At 69.9% G+C, this 16,281-nt stretch carries 13 protein-coding genes; 8 read left to right on the top strand and 5 right to left on the bottom strand.

Annotation, left to right across the window (positions count from 1 at the left end; all coding sequences use genetic code 11):
- The first annotated feature begins 163 nt into the window (after window positions 1–163).
- Together KOI35_RS02970 and KOI35_RS02965 are read left to right on the top strand one after the other, a co-directional pair.
- Window positions 164–1,312 (top strand): sensor histidine kinase, encoded by a 1,149-nt coding sequence (locus KOI35_RS02970; protein WP_215784410.1) that lies wholly within the window; start codon window positions 164–166, stop codon window positions 1,310–1,312.
- 2 nt (window positions 1,313–1,314) lie between these two features.
- Entirely contained in the window at window positions 1,315–1,971 is a 657-nt protein-coding gene (locus tag KOI35_RS02965) for a response regulator (RefSeq protein ID WP_215784409.1), read from the top strand.
- 41 nt (window positions 1,972–2,012) lie between these two features.
- Here KOI35_RS02965 and KOI35_RS02960 read toward each other — a convergent pair whose 3' ends face one another.
- Complete coding sequence (locus KOI35_RS02960) at window positions 2,013–4,913, bottom strand: glycosyl hydrolase (RefSeq protein WP_215784408.1); 2,901 nt, start codon at window positions 4,911–4,913, stop codon at window positions 2,013–2,015.
- Between the two features lie 176 nt (window positions 4,914–5,089).
- Between KOI35_RS02960 and KOI35_RS02955 the strand changes: the two genes are divergently transcribed.
- The 4 genes from KOI35_RS02955 to KOI35_RS02940 all read left to right on the top strand — a co-directional run bounded on the left by KOI35_RS02955 (window position 5,090) and on the right by KOI35_RS02940 (window position 9,554).
- A complete protein-coding gene (locus KOI35_RS02955) occupies window positions 5,090–5,788 on the top strand; it encodes a dioxygenase family protein (RefSeq protein WP_215784407.1) in 699 nt (232 codons plus the stop codon).
- Between the two features lie 14 nt (window positions 5,789–5,802).
- Window positions 5,803–7,473: an AMP-binding protein gene (locus tag KOI35_RS02950; protein ID WP_215784406.1), complete on the top strand. Its 1,671-nt coding sequence runs from the start codon at window positions 5,803–5,805 to the stop codon at window positions 7,471–7,473.
- Between the two features lie 98 nt (window positions 7,474–7,571).
- Window positions 7,572–9,350 (top strand): glycosyltransferase family 39 protein, encoded by a 1,779-nt coding sequence (locus KOI35_RS02945; protein WP_215784405.1) that lies wholly within the window; start codon window positions 7,572–7,574, stop codon window positions 9,348–9,350.
- Between the two features lie 48 nt (window positions 9,351–9,398).
- Window positions 9,399–9,554 (top strand): hypothetical protein, encoded by a 156-nt coding sequence (locus tag KOI35_RS02940; protein WP_215784404.1) that lies wholly within the window; start codon window positions 9,399–9,401, stop codon window positions 9,552–9,554.
- Here the strand turns inward: KOI35_RS02940 and KOI35_RS02935 are convergent.
- The 3 genes from KOI35_RS02935 to KOI35_RS02925 form a co-directional block, all read right to left on the bottom strand.
- Window positions 9,551–10,036 (bottom strand): pyridoxamine 5'-phosphate oxidase family protein, encoded by a 486-nt coding sequence (locus tag KOI35_RS02935; protein WP_215784403.1) that lies wholly within the window; start codon window positions 10,034–10,036, stop codon window positions 9,551–9,553. The genes KOI35_RS02940 and KOI35_RS02935 overlap by 4 nt on opposite strands.
- Window positions 10,018–11,670, bottom strand: a complete 1,653-nt coding sequence (locus KOI35_RS02930) for a GMC oxidoreductase (protein ID WP_215784402.1) — start codon at window positions 11,668–11,670, stop codon at window positions 10,018–10,020. The genes KOI35_RS02935 and KOI35_RS02930 overlap by 19 nt, the downstream gene beginning before the upstream one ends.
- A gap of 151 nt (window positions 11,671–11,821) precedes the next feature.
- Window positions 11,822–12,832, bottom strand: a complete 1,011-nt coding sequence (locus KOI35_RS02925) for a zinc-dependent alcohol dehydrogenase (protein ID WP_215784771.1) — start codon at window positions 12,830–12,832, stop codon at window positions 11,822–11,824.
- A gap of 49 nt (window positions 12,833–12,881) precedes the next feature.
- Between KOI35_RS02925 and KOI35_RS02920 the strand changes: the two genes are divergently transcribed.
- Window positions 12,882–14,498: an AMP-binding protein gene (locus KOI35_RS02920; protein ID WP_215784401.1), complete on the top strand. Its 1,617-nt coding sequence runs from the start codon at window positions 12,882–12,884 to the stop codon at window positions 14,496–14,498.
- On the opposite strand, the gene KOI35_RS02915 is transcribed toward KOI35_RS02920, so the two are convergent.
- Window positions 14,495–15,604 (bottom strand): hypothetical protein, encoded by a 1,110-nt coding sequence (locus KOI35_RS02915; RefSeq protein WP_246612377.1) that lies wholly within the window; start codon window positions 15,602–15,604, stop codon window positions 14,495–14,497. The genes KOI35_RS02920 and KOI35_RS02915 overlap by 4 nt on opposite strands.
- A gap of 46 nt (window positions 15,605–15,650) precedes the next feature.
- Here KOI35_RS02915 and KOI35_RS02910 point away from each other — a divergent pair, with 46 nt between their 5' ends.
- Complete coding sequence (locus tag KOI35_RS02910; protein ID WP_215784807.1) at window positions 15,651–16,250, top strand: hypothetical protein; 600 nt, start codon at window positions 15,651–15,653, stop codon at window positions 16,248–16,250.
- The last annotated feature ends 31 nt before the right edge of the window (window positions 16,251–16,281 follow it).

Genomic DNA, 16,281 nt, shown 5'->3' with positions numbered 1-16,281 from the left:
CGTGGCGATGCCCGCCGGACGCATCATCGGCCGCCGGGCGGCGTTGCCGTCCGTCCGGCGCCGGATCCGGTCCTCGTTCCTTCGGCCGATGACGCCCGCGGCGGGTCCGCTCCTCGTTCTTTCGGCCGATGACGCCCGCCCGGCGCCGCCTACGCTGAAGGCTGTGATCCGAGACGAGCTGCGGCGGCTGTGGGCCGAGCCGCCGGCGCCGGACCCGCCGCGCCGGGTCCCCCGCGACTGGGTGCTCCTGGCGGCCGTCCTGGCCGGCATCGGGCTCGAGCTCGCGGTGCGCGACGACGTCGGCCGGTGGCCGGCCGCCGTGCTGGTCACGGCCGGGCTCGGCCTGACCACCCTGTGGCGGCGCACCAGACCGCTCGCGATGGTCTCGCTCGCGTACGGCCTCGGGATCGTGCTCACCCTGACCGGTGGCTCGGAGACGGGCCTCCGCACCGGAATGGTCATCCTGATCCTGGTCTACGCGATGACGCGGTGGGGATCGGGGCGAGACATCGTGCTCGGGTCGGCGGTCGTGCTGTCGGCCTTCGCGCTGTCGGCCGTCGTCGACGACGTTCCGGCCGGAGACATCGCCGGAAGCCTGGTGTTCCTGGCCCTGCCCGGGGTGATCGGGGCGTGCGTACGCCTGTGGTCGACGGCCCGCGGTCGAGAGCTGGACCGCATGCGGGCCGACGAACGGGCGGCCCTGGCCCGCGAGCTGCACGACACGGTGGCGCATCACGTGACGGCCATGGTGGTTCAGGCCCAGGCCGGTCGGGTGCTCGTCGACCACGACCCGGTCACCGCCCGCCGGAGTCTCGAGGAGGTCGAGGAGGAGGGCGCCCGCACCCTCGAGGCGATGCGCGGCATGGTCAAGGTCCTGCGCGACGACCAGGGTGTGGCCGAGCTGGGGGCCCTGGGCGGCCGGCTGCCGATCGACCTGCGGCTCGAGGGCCCGCTCGACCAGCTTCCAGCCACAGTGGATGGTGCGGTCTACCGCATCGTCCAGGAGTCGGTGACCAACGCGTCCCGCCACGCGGCCGGCGCCACCGTGATCCGGGTCCGGGTGGCCGCGGCGGCGGGCCTGGTGCACGTCACGGTCGGCAACGACGGAACCCGTACGCGGCCGGGCCGAGCCGGATATGGCCTCACCGGTCTGCGCGAGCGGACGGCACTGCTCGGCGGCAGCTTCGAGGCCGGACCGGCACCGGACGGCGGCTGGCTGGTCGAGGCCCGGCTGCCGCTGCGTACGCCACTGAACAAGAGGCTGCGTACGCCACTGAAAAAGCTGCGTACGCCGCTGAAAAAGAGTGGGTGATCGTGTCCATCCGCGTTCTCGTCGCCGACGACCAGCCGGTCATCCGCGCCGGGCTCCGGATCATGCTGAACGCCCAGCCCGACATCGACGTCGTCGGCGAGGCCGCGGACGGCGACGCGGCGGTGCGGCTGGCCCGGCAGCTCCGGCCCGACGTGTGCCTGTTCGACATCCGGATGCCCGGGCCGGACGGCGTGGAGGCCACCCGGCAACTGGCCGGCCCCGGGGTGACCGACCCGCTCGCGGTGGTCGTGATCACGACGTTCGATCTCGACGAGTACGTCCACGGCGCGCTACGCGCCGGCGCCCGCGGATTCCTGCTCAAGGACGCCGGCCCCGAGCTGCTCGTCCAGGCGGTGCGGGCGGCGGCCGACGGCCAGGCATTGATCGCGCCGAGCGTGACCGTCCGCCTGCTGAAAGCGTTCGCCACGGTGCCCACCGGCCGCCCCGCGCCCCAGCCGATCGACCCGTTGACGCCGCGCGAGGAGGACGTGGTGCTGGCGGTCGCGCGGGGCCTCTCCAACGCCGAGATCGCCGACACCCTGCGCATCCGCCTGAGCACGGTGAAGACGCACCTGGCGAGCCTGATGGCGAAACTCGGCGCGCGCAACCGGGTCGAGATCGCCATGTGGGTCTACGAGACCGGCCGCATGACCGTCTGAGCCGCCGCGCGGGGTGCCACGCGGCGGCTCGACGGGTCAGATCACTGGTAGGGCAGGGTCACCGTGGAGAGGGCACCCAGTGAGACGGTGCTGGGGGCGGAGCCGATGGCGCTCCAGATCTCCAGCTTGACGGTGCCGTTGGCCAGGTTGCCGAACGAGCCGGTGGCCGAGGCCTGGCCGACCGCGTCGGTGTAGCGCTCCCAGCCGGTGACCGGGTCGGTGGCGAAGTACCGGTAGGTCTCCACCCGGTCGAAACTGCCGTCGCCGGTCAGGTCGTACGAGACGCGGACCTGGGTGGCGTTGCCGACCGAGGTGCCGGCGTCGACCGAGAGGCCGAACGTCGTGGCGGCGCCCGAGCGGTACGTCAGGTTGAGACCGGTCGCGGTGAACGTGGTCGGGTCGTGGGGCTGGTTGTCGTTGGCGCCGGTCGACTTGGCCACGGTCGCTGTGCCGGCCGTGCCCGCGGCGCCGGCCAGCGAACCACCGGTCTGCAGGTAGCGGACCGCGCCGCCACCCGAGGGAGGCGGAGTGGTGGTCGGAGGCGGCGTGGTCGGAGGCGGCGTGGTCACCGGAGGAGTGGTCGGCGGAGTGGTGGTCGGGGGCGGCGTGGTCACTCCGCCGCCGACCGCATTGCCGCCCGACCAGTTCTGGGCTCCGCTCGCCACCGTCTTGCCGGCCGGCACCGACAGCACCTTGCCGTCCGAGAACGTCACGGTCAGGGCCGCGTTGGTGATGTTCGAGGCCACGTAGGTCTTGGCGCCGTTCTTGGTGAACACCCGGTACAGCGGATGGTTGGCCGTGACCGAGAGGTCGGCCGTGCCGAGGGCGGCCAGGTTGCGTACCCAATGGAAGGTGTGTGCCTTGGTCTCCCCCTCCTCGGGCGTGTAACCGGAGTTGGCCCGGAACTTGGCCAGCGCCGCATCCCCGTCGCCGAGGGCCAGGTACTGCCACAGGATGTCCTGCCAGAGTGCCGGTTCGCGGCCGGCGTTGCGGACCAGTTCCGCGTAGTTGCTGCGTACGTAAGCCGGGTCGTTACCCATGTAGAAGTGGCCACCGGTCACCGGCAGCATGTTGATGCCCTGGATCTGTTCGGGCGCCGAGGAGAACCAGGTCGCGTACGCCCCGCCGTCGCCCCACACCATGCCGACCGTGCCGTGCCCGAAGGCGGCCGGGAAGTTCTCGTTGCGGGTGTCGAACCAGTACTCGTTGATCGCCGCCGACTGGGTCGTCCAGAGGAAGATGCCGGCGTCGCGGATCGCCGTGTTGCCGGTCGCCTGGCCCCACTGGATCAGGCCGTTGGCGAAGTTCATGCCCTCGGACGAGGACTCCTGGTTGTTGCCGGCGAAGAACGCGCCGTGCCCGGCCGCCCAGTCGTGACCGGCGTAGATGTCGAAGTCACGCAGGTAGGGGAACCGGTTGTCGGCCCGGTCGTAGTTGTTGGCGTCGCGGATCAGCAGGTCGACCATGCCGCCGAACCGCGCGCTGGACGCCCAGGCCGGGTCGAACTTGGCCAGCGTCGCCGCCGCCGCGATGTAGTAGCCGTAGTGGAAGTGGTGGTCGTTCAACTCGGTGTCGGACCCGTACGAGGCGGGGTAGCCGATCAGCGTGCCCCAGTTTTTGTCGTAGTAGAAAACCGACCCGGGCTGGGCGGTGAACCAGGCGGTCAGTTTCGTACGGATGGCGGCCAGAGCGGCGTCACGCACGTCCGTACGGCCGAGCTGGTCGCTGATCTCGGCGATGCGCGCGCCGACGCCGAGCGCCTTGCCGGTCCAGTACGTGTCATTCCCGCGTACGGGAACCGGATTGCCCTTGACCTGATCGAGGAACCCGTTGAGCGTGGTCAGATCGGCGCCGCTGCTGTCGGCCACGGCGGGCACCTCGGGCAACACTCCGTTGTAGACCGCCGAGGTGGTGTACGACGAGGCACCGACCAGCGCCTTCATCGCGCCGCGGGCGGTCACGTAGGTCTGCGCGATCGGCGTCGCTCCGGTCAGCGCCCGCCACTGGTGCGGGTAGAGGCCGATGACGGTTCCGGTGCCGCTGCCCTCGCGGGCGGTCGTCGTATACGTGTACGTGGTGGCGACCCGGCTCGTGCTCTGGTTGTACGAGTAGGACACCTTGGTGCCGGTGACGTGGTTGTGCGCGTAGCGGCCGTAGCTGTCGGCCAGCGCCACCTTGTCCGAGTTGCTGGGCAGCACGGCGATCGAGAAGTAGCCCTTGCCGGCCAGCGTCGAGGTGATGATGTTGCCGCTGACCGTCCAGGTGGCTCCGGTCGGCGCGTACGCCACGTAGTCCTTGCCCGCGACCGAGTAGCCGATCCGTGAACCGCTGTTGGACCAGATCGTCGGCGTGCTCTTGGCCGTGATCTGCGCGTTGCCGCCGGTGATCTGGAAGTACGCGAACGGCAGACCGTGGCCGATGGTCGCCTTCATGGTGCGGGTGCCGTCGCTCCAGTACGGCGTGACCGTCCAGTCCGTCCAGCCGTCGACCAGGGTGCGGGGCGCGTTCAGCCCGGCCACCCCGGCGGTGAAGTCCTCCTGGTAGATGTAGTGGTACTCCCCCACGCCGGTGGACGTGCCACTGATCTGCGGCGTCGTGTTGTACGAGAAGCCGAGCCCGCCCGCGGTGGTGTCGTAGCTCGTCGGGTGTGCGTGCAGGTTCTCGCTGTACGCGCAGTCGAACTTCTTGAAGACCAGTGACGACCACCAGTCGTTGGTCGGCACCGGCCCGGCCGGGGCGTTCGCGGTCATGAACTGGCGCGGGTTGGTGGCCAGGTCACCGCAGCCGACGGGCAGGCTCGCACCGGCCGGCAGTGTCTCGGTGTAGCTGCCCGCGCCCACGGTGGCCGCGCCGGCGGGCGCACTGAGGGCCACCGCCCCGAGCCCGGCCACCACGGCCACGGCTATCGCCCCGGCCAACCCTCTACCTCGAAACTGCCCCATCGACGCCTCCTGAGAGCGCTCTCACGTGTGTGGGGACCAGTAAAAGTGAGGCATTGGATTACGTCAATGTTTCAAATTTATGGCCGGACCCAGCAACTTCACAGCAACCGAGCGCGACCCCGATCCGCAACTGGTACGCGTCGTAATAGGGGCTGATCGCCGACGGAGGGGGCCGGATGACCACGCAGGTGCAGGTAGAGGCAGAGGCGCAGCAGGACGGCGTTGGGCTCGCCGTCGACTTCCCGGTGCTGCGCCGGCGCCGCATGATGGGCCTGGTCAACGGCACCACCGTCACGACGCTGGCGGGTGGGGACACGGATGTCCTCACCCGCTCCGGCATCGTCCGCTCCGACCTGCGCCGCAGCTTCGGCCGCGCCGTCGGGGTCGCCCGCGGGGTACCGCTGGTCGTGCGCCTGCGAGTCGTCGGCACCGCGGACCGGCCGCTGGCCGGCCAGGCGCTCTATCTCTGGTCAGCCGATCGCGACGGCGCCTACTCCCTGCATTCGCCCGGGCTCGAGCAATGCAACTACCTGCGCGGCATCCAGACATCCGACGAGTCCGGGTGGGTCACCTTCTACACCATTTTTCCCGGTACGGGCGATGGCCGCTGGCCACACCTCAGCTACGAGGTCAACCCGGAGCGACGCGCGGTCGCCCGGCCCGGCTCCGGCTCGCGCCCCCTGTCCACGGCCGGCCAGATCGGGCTCCCGGCCGACGTAGCCGCCACGGTCTACAGCGTCAACGGCTACCAGGACAGCGCCGCCCACCTGGCCCTGGCCACGCCCGTCACCGACGACGGCGGCGAGCTGGCCATGGCCGGCATCACGGGTGATCTTGCCCGTGGCCTCGTGGCGACCGGGACGATTAGCATCTGAGCCAGGAGGCCCAGATGACCACGAACCTGTTCCGAGACGCGCGCGATTTCCTGCTGGCCCACAGCGACGACTACGCCACCGCGATCGAGCAGTTCCGATGGCCCGAGCTGGGCGAGTTCAACTGGGCGCTCGACTGGTTCGACGTGATCGCCGAGGGCAACGACGCGCCCGCCCTGTGGATCGTCGAGGAGGACGGCTCCGAGCAGCGGTTCTCCTTCGCCGAGATGTCCCACCGGTCGAACCAGGTGGCGAGCTGGTTGCGCACCCAGGGCGTACGCCGGGGCGACCGCATCGTGGTCATGCTCGGCAACCAGGCCGAACTGTGGGACACCATCCTGGCCGCCATCAAGCTCGGTGCCGTGCTCATCCCGGCCACGCCGCTGCTCGGCCCGGCCGACTCGGCCGAGCGGGTCGCTCGTGGCGGCGCTCAGCACGTGATCGCCACGTCCGCGGCAGCGTCCAAGTTCTCCGGGGTCGACGCGTCGGTCACCCGCATCGCGGTCGGCGCATCGGTTTCCGGCTGGCGCCCATTCGCCGACGCCTACTTGATAAATGTCCCTTTTGTGCCAGACGGGCCGACGCTGGCGAGCGACACCCTGCTGCTCTACTTCACCTCGGGCACGACGGCGCGGCCCAAGCTGGTCGAGCACACCCACGCGTCGTACCCGGTCGGCCACCTCTCGACCATGTACTGGATCGGGCTGCGCCCCGGCGACGTGCACCTCAACATCTCGTCGCCCGGCTGGGCCAAGCACGCCTGGAGCAACGTCTTCGCCCCGTGGAACGCACAGGCCTGCGTGTTCATCTACAACTACACGCGCTTCGACGCGGGCCGCCTGATGGCCGAGATGCAGCGCTGCGGCGTGACCAGTTTCTGCGCGCCGCCCACGGTGTGGCGCATGCTCATCCAGTCCGACCTGTTCGCGCTGACCACCCCGCCGCGGATCGTGGTCGGGGCCGGCGAACCGCTCAACCCCGAGGTCATCGACCAGGTCGACAAGGCGTGGGGCGTCACCATCCGTGACGGGTTCGGCCAGACCGAGACGACGGTGCAGATCGCCAACTCGCCCGGCCAGCCGGTCAAGCCCGGCTCGATGGGCCGTCCCGTGCCCGGCTACCGGATCGCCCTGATCGATCCGACCACCGGCACCGAAGCCGAGGAGGGCGAGATCTGCGTCGCCCTCGACCCACGCCCGACCGGCCTGATGGTCGGCTACCACGGCGACCCCGAGCTGACCGCCGAACGGATGGCCGGCGGCTACTACCACACCGGCGACGTGGCCTCCCGCGACGCCGACGGCTACATCACCTATGTGGGCCGCACCGACGACGTGTTCAAGGCGTCCGACTACCGGATCTCGCCGTTCGAGCTGGAGAGCGTGCTGATCGAGCACGAGGCGGTGGTCGAGGCGGCGGTGGTTCCTTCCCCCGATCCCGTACGCCTGTCGGTGCCGAAGGCCTACATCGTGCTCGCCGAGGGCTGGTCCCCGGATGCCACGACGGCCGAGACCATTTTCGCGTACGCCCGTGAGCACATGCCGCCGTACGCCCGGATCCGCCGCCTGGAGTTCAGCGACCTCCCCAAGACCATCTCCGGCAAGATCCGACGGGTCGAGCTGCGCGCAGCCGAGGTCGAGAAGCACGCCGACCCCGCCGCCACTCCTCCGGGTGAGTTTCGCGGCTGACCCACTTCTGGGCGCCCCGTGGCGGTTCTTGGCGCTCGCGGCCGAGCGCTCGACCGGTCCGCTGTGATCTTGGATGGGCGCCGGGCTAGATTGGCGCGATGCTGCGACGGCGTTTGCTCTATGTGACGGCCGTGGTGCTTCTGCTCGGCCAGATGGCGTTCGCGATGGTGACGACCGCGATGCAGCAGTCGCCGACGATCGACGAGCCGGTCTACGTCGGCACGGCGCAGTACTACCTGTCGCAGCACCAGGTGCTCTACAACCCGGAACACCCGCCGCTGGCCAAACTGATCATGGCGGCCGGGATGGCGTTCACCGACGCGTCGTGGGATCAGGGCTACCGGGGGAACCAGACCGCGCTCGGGCGGCACGTGCTCTACGAGAGCGGCAACAACCCGTACGAGTTGCTGCTGGCCGCCCGGATCCCGATGATCGTGCTGACCCTGCTGTTCGGCCTGGCGGTGCTGTTCTTCGCCCGCGATCTGGCCGGGCGGTGGGCGGGTCTCATAGCCCTCTCCCTGTACGCCTTCTCGCCCGACCTGATCGCCCACGGCTCGCTGGCCACCCTGGACGTGCCGGCCGCCGGATTCGTCCTGGTCACGTTCTGGATGTTGTGGCGAGCGAGGTACTCCCCGCGGCTCTATCTGCCGCTGGCCGGAGTGGCCCTCGGCGCCGCCCTCGCCACGCGCATGAGCACGCTCCCCGCCGTCCCGATCGCGCTACTGCTGGCCCTGCTGGCGCCCTCCGTCCTCCGCCGCACTGCTACGCCCGCCGTGCCTACGCCCGCCGTGCCTACGCCCGCCGTGCCTGCTCCCGCCGCGCCTGCTCCCGCCGCGCCTGCTCCCGCCGCGCCTGTTTCCGCCGTGGCTGCTCCCGCTACGCCTGATCCCGCGCCGGCTTCTCCCCGCTCGGCGGCCGGACGTTTCGCGGCGGCGCTGCGGTCGCGTTCGCTGTGGCGGGAGCTCGGGATGCGCGTGCTCGGGGCGATCAGTGTCGGCGTGATCGCAGTCGCCGTCGTGTGGATCGTCTATCTGATCGTCGACCCGCGACTGCGCTGGACCACCCCGTCGTGGCTGAACAATCCGGGCGGCCTCAAGGGGCTGGCGGTCGACCTGTTGCCGCTGCCACCGGCGTACCGGGACGGGGTCTTGATCCAATTCCGCTTCGAGCAGCGCACCTTCAACGGGTTCCTGCTGGGCGAGGCGTACAAGGGCGGCCTCTGGTACTACCTGCCGACCGCGCTGCTGATCAAGACGCCGATCGGGATGCTGCTGCTGTGGCTGGCCGGCACGATCACCCTGCTGCTCAAGAAGTGGGTCGCCGCGCTCTACCTGCTGGTGCCGGCCGCGGTGCTGATGCTGGTGGCGATGACCGGCGCCCGCGACTACGGAACCCGTTACATCATCTTCATGCCGATGATGCTGGCCGTGGTGGCGAGCACGGTGGTGCTGCTCAGATGGCGCTGGTCGTGGGTCCCGGCCGCGGCCCTGGCCGCGTGGGTAGGGGTGAGTTCCATCCTGACATTCCCCTACTACCTGCCTTATTCGAACGAGGCGTTCGGCGGCACTTCCAACACCCACAACAACCTGCACGACTCCAACGTGGACTGGGGCCAGGACCTGCCCCGCCTGGCCACCCGCCTACGCACGGCATACCCCGGCGAACAGATCTGGCTGGTCTACAAGGGCGCCGGCGTGCCGGCCTACTACGGCATAGACGCCCAAAACCCTCTGACCGTCCCGATCGACCAGGTCCACGGCATCATCGTCGTGTCCGATTCCCGGGTCGCCCTGGCCCAGAACCGCCTGAAACAACTGATCGACTCAAGCACCCCGATCGACGAGGTCGGCTACTCGATGACCATCTACCGCCGCTGACGTTTTCACAGCACGCGTCAGCCGGGCCCGGGCGGGTATTCCTGAGGTATGACCGACAGCAGGGACGACCAGCCGTACAAGCTGCCCGACGGCACCACCGACCCCGACGCCGATGACACGGCCGGTGACTACGAATACGACGAGGCGCACGGGGGCGGCGACGAACCCGGCGTGCCCGGCAATCTGCCGGACGCCCCGTACTAGAAGACCTGCGCTCGGTGGTCCTGGGCGATGTCGTGCAGCGGGCAGCCCTGCCGGGGTTCGCGCGGGCACAGGACCCACAGTTCGGCCGCCGCGGCCTGGTACATGCGCCACGGCGCGTCGCCCGTGACTTCGTCGGGGGATACGGCGCCGCCACCTCGCGAAGGCGGGCCGGGGTAGGACGCCAGCACCCCGTCGAGGGCGTCCGGCGGCACCTCGCGGGCCTCGCCCACGGCGTACACGGCCCGGCCCTGATAGGCGGGAACGGTCGAGTCGAAGACCGTGACACTGACCGCCGGACGGGCCGCCAGGTTCTGCGAGTGCCGGGCGTCGATGGTCGACATCCAGTAGAACTCCCAGTCCGGCCCCCACGAGAAGTAGACCGGAGTCGTCCACGGCTGCCCACCCGGCGAGACCGTGCCCAACGTCAGGTACCGGTTGGCATCGAGCAGTTCCCGGGCGTGCGCTACGAGGCTCTCCTCCATGTCGGCCACCCTAGTGCGGCCGGGGCATGCGACGGGACCGCCGGAGAGGCGGGTGGGATCGGGGCCAGCCGCACGTAGGCGGAGCCCAGGGCCGGCCGGGGGTCGGGCTCGCCCTGGTTGGGCCACAGCGAGATGGCCCGCTCGGCGAGTGCCGTGATGGTCAGGGACGGGTTGACGCCCAGGTTGGCGGGGACGGCCGAGCCGTCGATGACGTGCAGCCCCTCGTACCCGAAAACGCGGTGATAGGCGTCGATCACACCCTCGTCCGGCGTGGCGCCGATGGTCGCGCCGCCCAGGATGTGTGCGGTCATCGGGACGTTGAAGATGTCGCCGACCCCGCCGCCGGGGAAGCCGCCGATGTGCGCCGCGATGCGCCGCGTGGCGTCGTGGCCGACCGGGATCCAGCTCGGGTTGGGGGCGCCGTGCCCCGGGCCGGTGGTCAGTCGGCCGCGCTTGGTACGGCGTACGGTGAGGGAATTGTCGGCCGTCTGCATGACGAGCGCGATGATCGTCCGCTCGCTCCAGCGCCGCACCGACAGGGAGCGCAGGAGCACGTACGGGTGCCGCAGAGCCTGACCCAGGAAGCGGATCGGCCGGGGCACGCGCCCGCCACCGTCGACGAGCAGGGTCGAGAGAAGGCCCATCGCGTTGCTGCCAGGGCCGTAGCGGACCGGCTCGATGTGGGTGGTCTCGTCCGGGTGGAACGACGACGTGATCGCCACGCCGCGCGAGTAGGGCTCGGCCGGCACTTTTGGGGCCTGAGCGCCGAGCAGCGCTTCCGAGTTCGTCCGGGTGAGCGAGCCCAGCCGGTCGGACAAATCACCCAGAACGCCATTCGCGCGCATGGCGTGCAGCAGCCGCTGCGTACCCAGAGCACCCGCCGACAAGATCACCTGACGAGCGGTGAACTGCCCGCGCGACGTCGCCAGAACCCAGCCGTCCGGGCCCGGCTTCAGAGCGGACACCTCAGTGGACGGATGCACGACCGCACCCGCCCGCTCGGCCAGATACAGATAGTTGACGTCGAGCGCGTTCTTGGCCCCCACCTTGCAGCCGATCATGCAGTTGCCGCATTCGGTGCAGCCCGTACGGGCGGGCCCGGCGCCCCCGAAGAACGGGTCGGGCACCGTCCGGCCCGGTGAATCGAAGAACACCCCGACCGGCGTGCGCCGGAACGTCGAACCGACGCCCATCTCCTCCGCGACCCGCTTGATCACCACGTCCGAGGGCGTCATCGTCGGCTGCTCGGTCACCCCGAGCATGCGCGACGCCTGGTCGTAGTGCGGCCCGAGCTCATCGGCCCAGTCCGTGATGCCGGCCCAGTGGCGATCCGCGAAGAACGTCGCTCCCGGCCGATACAGCGTGTTCGCATAAATCAGCGACCCACCACCCACGGCGGCCGCCGACAGCACCACGATGTCCTTGAGCTTGGTGATCCGTTGAACGCCGCGAAACCCGAGCCGCGGCGCCCACAGGAAATTTCGCAGATCCCACGAAGTCTTGGGCAGCGTCTCCCGCGTGAACCGCCGCCCGGCCTCGAGCACCCCGACGCGATAGCCCTTCTCGGCCAGCCGCAGAGCACTCACGCTGCCGCCGAACCCGCTACCCACGATCACGACGTCGTAGTCCGCCATCGGCCCACTGTCGCATTACCAGCCGGTAACAGAGAAGACCCTTCTTCCGTACGCCACGTCAACTGCGACAAACGCACCGGCCTGAGCGCGATACCGGGCTCGGTGGTCACCCGCGAGCCGGCAGCTCGTAGTGGAGGACGAAAGCCGGCTGCTACGTAGCAGTCAGCAGCACTTTCAAGTGCTTACCGGACGCGGCGTCGGTGAAGGCGGCCGCCGCCTCGTCGAGTGGGTGCAGTGCGGTCACCATTTGCGAGACGTCGACCTCGCCCGACACGAGCAGGCGCATCGACTCGCGAAAATCGTCCGGCAGGTAGGTCGCGCTGCCCTGGATCCGCAACTGCGCGTCCTGGATCAGCGGCAACGGGATCGTCACGTCGGCCGGCGGCACCCCGACCACCACGACCGTCCCGCCCTTCATCACCATGGCCAGCGCCTGATCGGTCGTCGACTGTTCGGCCACGCAGTCGAACACCACGTCGGCGCTCTCCCCCAGCGCGTCCCGCACCAGCTCAGCGGCGTTGAGGGTGGCGTCCACGACCGCGTCCGCCCCGAACGCCAGCGCCCGGTCCCGCGAAGCCTGCGACCGGGCCGTCACCACGACCCGTGAAGCCCCGTAGGCCCGCGCGACCTGGATCATCAGGATGCCGATCGTTCCGGCTCCGAGAATCGCCACTGCCTTCCCCCGTACGCCCCCAACCAGCCCCACGGCATGCACCGGCGTCCCCAGCGGCTCGATGAACGCGGCCACCTCCCACGACAGGCCGTCCGGGATGACGTGCAGCCGCCGCTGATCGACCGTGAACCGGTCGGCCATCCCACCCTGATCGTGGGCGCACCCGAAGAACCGCAGCCGCTCGCAGATGTTCTGCCGCCCGGCGAGGCACTGCTTGCACTCCCAGCACGGCAGGAACGGCTCGAGCGTGACCCGCTGCCCGACCGCGATCCCGGACACCGACGCCCCGACCGCCTCGACCGTGCCGCACACCTCGTGGCCCGGCGCGTACGGAAGCTCGATGAACGGATGCAACCCGGCCAGCGCATGCGTGTCCGACCCGCAGACCCCGGCCACGGCGGTGCGCACCAGCACCTCACCGGCCCCCGGCACCGGCACCTCGGCCGAGACCACCGCAACCCCGTCACCCGAAACGATCACTCGACGCATCACGATCGAACCCTAGCCTCCGTACGGGTCCAGGGGTGATGCTGGCCACATGTCGTCCTATGCCTCGGGTGTCTCGGACCTGCCCCTTCTCGGTGAGACCATCGGCGCCAACCTCGAGCGCACCGTCGCGCGCTTCGGGGATCGGGAGGCGCTGGTCGACGTGGCGGCCGGGCGCCGCTGGACGTACGCCGAGTTCGACGCCGACGTCAACCGGCTGGCCCGGGGCCTGCTCGGGCGCGGCATCGGCAAGGGCGACCGGGTCGGGATCTGGGCGCCCAACTGTGCCGAGTGGGTGATCACGCAGTACGCGACCGCCAAGATCGGCGCGATTCTGGTCAACATCAATCCGGCGTACCGGACGCATGAATTGAAGTATGTGGTCGAGCAGGCGGGGCTCAGCCTCCTGATCAGCGCGACCAGCTTCAAGACCAGCGACTACCGGGCGATGGTCGAGGAGATCGGATTCGGCGCCGCGATCTACATCGGCACCGACGAGTTCCGGGCACTGTTAGCGACAAGCAGCGATACGGGCGACAAACCCGACATGTCCGAGCTGAACCCGGACGACCCGATCAACATCCAGTACACGTCGGGCACGACCGGCTTCCCCAAGGGCGCCACCCTCTCGCACCACAACATCCTGAACAACGGCTACTTCGTCGGCGAGCTGATCAACTACACCGAGCGGGACCGGATCTGCCTGCCGGTACCGCTCTACCACTGCTTCGGCATGGTGATGGGCAACCTCGCGGCCACCTCGCACGGCGCCTGCATCGTGCTGCCGGCGCCCGGCTTCGACCCGGCCGCCACGCTCGCCACCGTCGGCTCGGAGAAGATCACTTCCCTGTACGGGGTGCCGACCATGTTCATCGCCGAACTGGGTCTGGACAACTTCGACGACTATGACCTGTCCTCGCTGCGTACGGGAATCATGGCCGGATCGCCCTGTCCCGTCGAGGTGATGAAGCGGGTGGTGGCCGAGATGAACATGTCCGAGGTCGCCATCTGCTACGGCATGACCGAGACGTCCCCGGTCTCCACCATGACCCGCCCCGACGACACCCTCGCCCGGCGCACCGAGACCGTGGGCCGGGTGATGCCGCACCTCGAGTCCAAGGTGGTCGATCCCGTGTCCGGCCGGATCATGCCGTACGGGGAAGCGGGTGAACTCTGCACGCGGGGCTACTCGGTGATGCTCGGTTATTGGGAGCAGCCGGACGCGACAGCCGAGGCGATCGACGCCGCCCGCTGGATGCACACCGGCGATCTGGCCACGATGGACGACGAGGGTTACGTCAACATCGTCGGCCGGATCAAGGACCTGGTGATCCGCGGTGGTGAGAACGTCTACCCGCGGGAGGTCGAGGAGTTCCTCTACACCCATCCCGACATCGCCGACGTGCAGGTGATCGGCGTGCCCGACGCCAAGTACGGCGAGGAACTGATGGCCTGGGTCGTCATGCGCCCCGGCACGACCCCGTTGACCGCCGACGACGTGCGGGCGTTCTGCGCGGGCAAGCTGAGCCACTACAAGGTGCCGCGTTACGTGCACGTGGTCGACGGCTTCCCGATGACGGTCACCGGCAAGGTTCGCAAGGTCGAGATGCGCGAGAAGTCGGTCGGCATCCTGGGCCTGGAGGACGCCGCCACAATCCGCAACGCCTAGCTCGGCATCACCCGGGCCACTTTGATCGACCCGCTGCTCGAGCCGGCTGCCGGATAGGCCACGCTGCCATCGGCGTACGGCTTGAACGCCTGGTAGTCATGGTCTTTCACCGCGATCGTGAACGCCGGGCCGACGCGAGCGCCCGTCCCCGAGTCATGCACCTGCCCCTTCATCGATGATCCGGATTGCCAGGTCAAAAGCATGCGACCTTTCCCGTACGGGACCAGGTGCGGATGCTTCGACCCCACGCCCGGAGTGACGGTCTTGTCCGCGGCCGCGCTGCCCGCGAAATGCGCGAGCCGCACCTGGCCGCCCTGACTCCACGCCGTCCAGTAACCCTTGGCCTTGGCGAGTACCAGGTCGCCCCCGAAGAGCGTGCCGTCGCAGGTGCCCTTGGCGACCGTCCGGTAGGGCGCGGGCTGGGCGATCCGGCAGCCGTTGTCGGTGGCGCACACGGTCACGAACTTCCCGGCCCGCGGATCCCACACGATCCGCGACGTCCAGGCATGGCTGCACCCGACCTCGAAGCCGCCACCCTTGAGCTTGCCGCTCGCGCTCACCACCTGCATGCGGTCACCCTGGTGGATGTCGACGCAGTCGCCGTTCCGCACGGTGATGGCGACGCCGAAGTACGCCGCGTAGTCGCTGCCGTTCGACGCGAGCCGCCCGTGATGCTGATACCACCACACGAACCGGGCCCCGTCGTCGTAGCCGCCGCGCCCGCCGGTCAGGTTGGTGACCTGGCGTTCCCAGACCAGCCGGCCCGCATTGTCGAACCGGACCACGTGCATGGTGTTGCACGGACTCGACTCGCCCCCGCACAGCGGCCCGCTGTTGCAGTTGCCCTTACGCGTCAACAGAAGCACCCCACCGTTGGCGTCGGCCTGCACGTCCTGCAGGTCGATCCCGGCAAACGTGGTGGGCGTGCCGACCAGCTTGTCGTCACAGCCGAGGCGCCCGAGGTGCACCCGGCCGTCGGTCCCGAGCCAGGCCAGCCACGACCCGCCGTCGGGGCGGCTCGCGATCGCCATCGGCAGTTTCTCGGTATCGCCCTCACCGCCGTAACCGACCACATCGGACCCGAGCTGGACCGCCGTAACCTTCACGGCCGGTGCCGCACCGACTTTCCGCCCGCAGGGCCCGGCCGCCTTCTTGCTCGCCGACGGTTGTGGCGCGGCTCCGGGGCAGCGCCCGCTCTCAGCGGCCGGGGTCCGGCTCGGCGCCGCCTGGGTCCGGTTCGACGCGGCCTGGGTCCGGTTCGACGCGGCCTGGGTCCGGTTCGACGCGGCCTGGGTCCGGTTCGACGCGGCCACCTGGGTCCGATTCGACGCGGCCACCTGGGTCCGATTCGACGCGGCCACCTGGGTCCGATTCGACGCGGCCACCTGGGTCCGGCTCGACGCGGCCGCGGCTTGGGCCTGGTTCGACGCGGCCGCCGCCTGGGTCTGGGTCGGCGCGGTTGGGCTGCCGCACACCGGAGGCGACGTCGGAGCGGTTGCGGTGGGCTTGCCGGCCGAGGGCGACGCCGCAGCCGGCCCGGCCACTTCGACTTGGCGGGCTTGTGTCGAGTCTGGTCGGTCCCACCAGCCCAGCGCCCACGCCCCGGCCGGAAAGGCCACCGCCGCCACGAGCACTCCGGCCAGCGCAGCCACCAGCAGCGCCCGGCGACCCGGCCGACGGTGCCGGGCCGGTTGTGGCGTCGTCTCGCTCATCGCTGCTCGCCTCCTCGACGGTGAACCGCAGCGACTCTAATGGGAACGCTCCCAAACTCACCGGACCGAGG

Origin of the sequence: Paractinoplanes bogorensis, from assembly GCF_018829635.1 — a bacterium.
Classification (GTDB): domain Bacteria; phylum Actinomycetota; class Actinomycetes; order Mycobacteriales; family Micromonosporaceae; genus Actinoplanes; species Actinoplanes bogorensis.
Note: the sequence above shows the minus strand (reverse complement) of the source record. Positions and strands in the feature narration are given on the sequence as shown.

What these genes read in the sequence shown, in the direction of transcription:
- KOI35_RS02960 (WP_215784408.1), bottom strand. Translation starts at nt 4,913, where the DNA reads ATGGGGCAGTTTCGAGGTAGAGGGTTGGCCGGGGCGATAGCCGTGGCC.
- KOI35_RS02955 (WP_215784407.1), top strand. Translation starts at nt 5,090, where the DNA reads ATGACCACGCAGGTGCAGGTAGAGGCAGAGGCGCAGCAGGACGGCGTT.
- KOI35_RS02950 (WP_215784406.1), top strand. Translation starts at nt 5,803, where the DNA reads ATGACCACGAACCTGTTCCGAGACGCGCGCGATTTCCTGCTGGCCCAC.
- KOI35_RS02945 (WP_215784405.1), top strand. Translation starts at nt 7,572, where the DNA reads ATGCTGCGACGGCGTTTGCTCTATGTGACGGCCGTGGTGCTTCTGCTC.
- KOI35_RS02940 (WP_215784404.1), top strand. Translation starts at nt 9,399, where the DNA reads ATGACCGACAGCAGGGACGACCAGCCGTACAAGCTGCCCGACGGCACC.
- KOI35_RS02935 (WP_215784403.1), bottom strand. Translation starts at nt 10,036, where the DNA reads ATGGAGGAGAGCCTCGTAGCGCACGCCCGGGAACTGCTCGATGCCAAC.
- KOI35_RS02930 (WP_215784402.1), bottom strand. Translation starts at nt 11,670, where the DNA reads ATGGCGGACTACGACGTCGTGATCGTGGGTAGCGGGTTCGGCGGCAGC.
- KOI35_RS02925 (WP_215784771.1), bottom strand. Translation starts at nt 12,832, where the DNA reads ATGCGTCGAGTGATCGTTTCGGGTGACGGGGTTGCGGTGGTCTCGGCC.
- KOI35_RS02920 (WP_215784401.1), top strand. Translation starts at nt 12,882, where the DNA reads ATGTCGTCCTATGCCTCGGGTGTCTCGGACCTGCCCCTTCTCGGTGAG.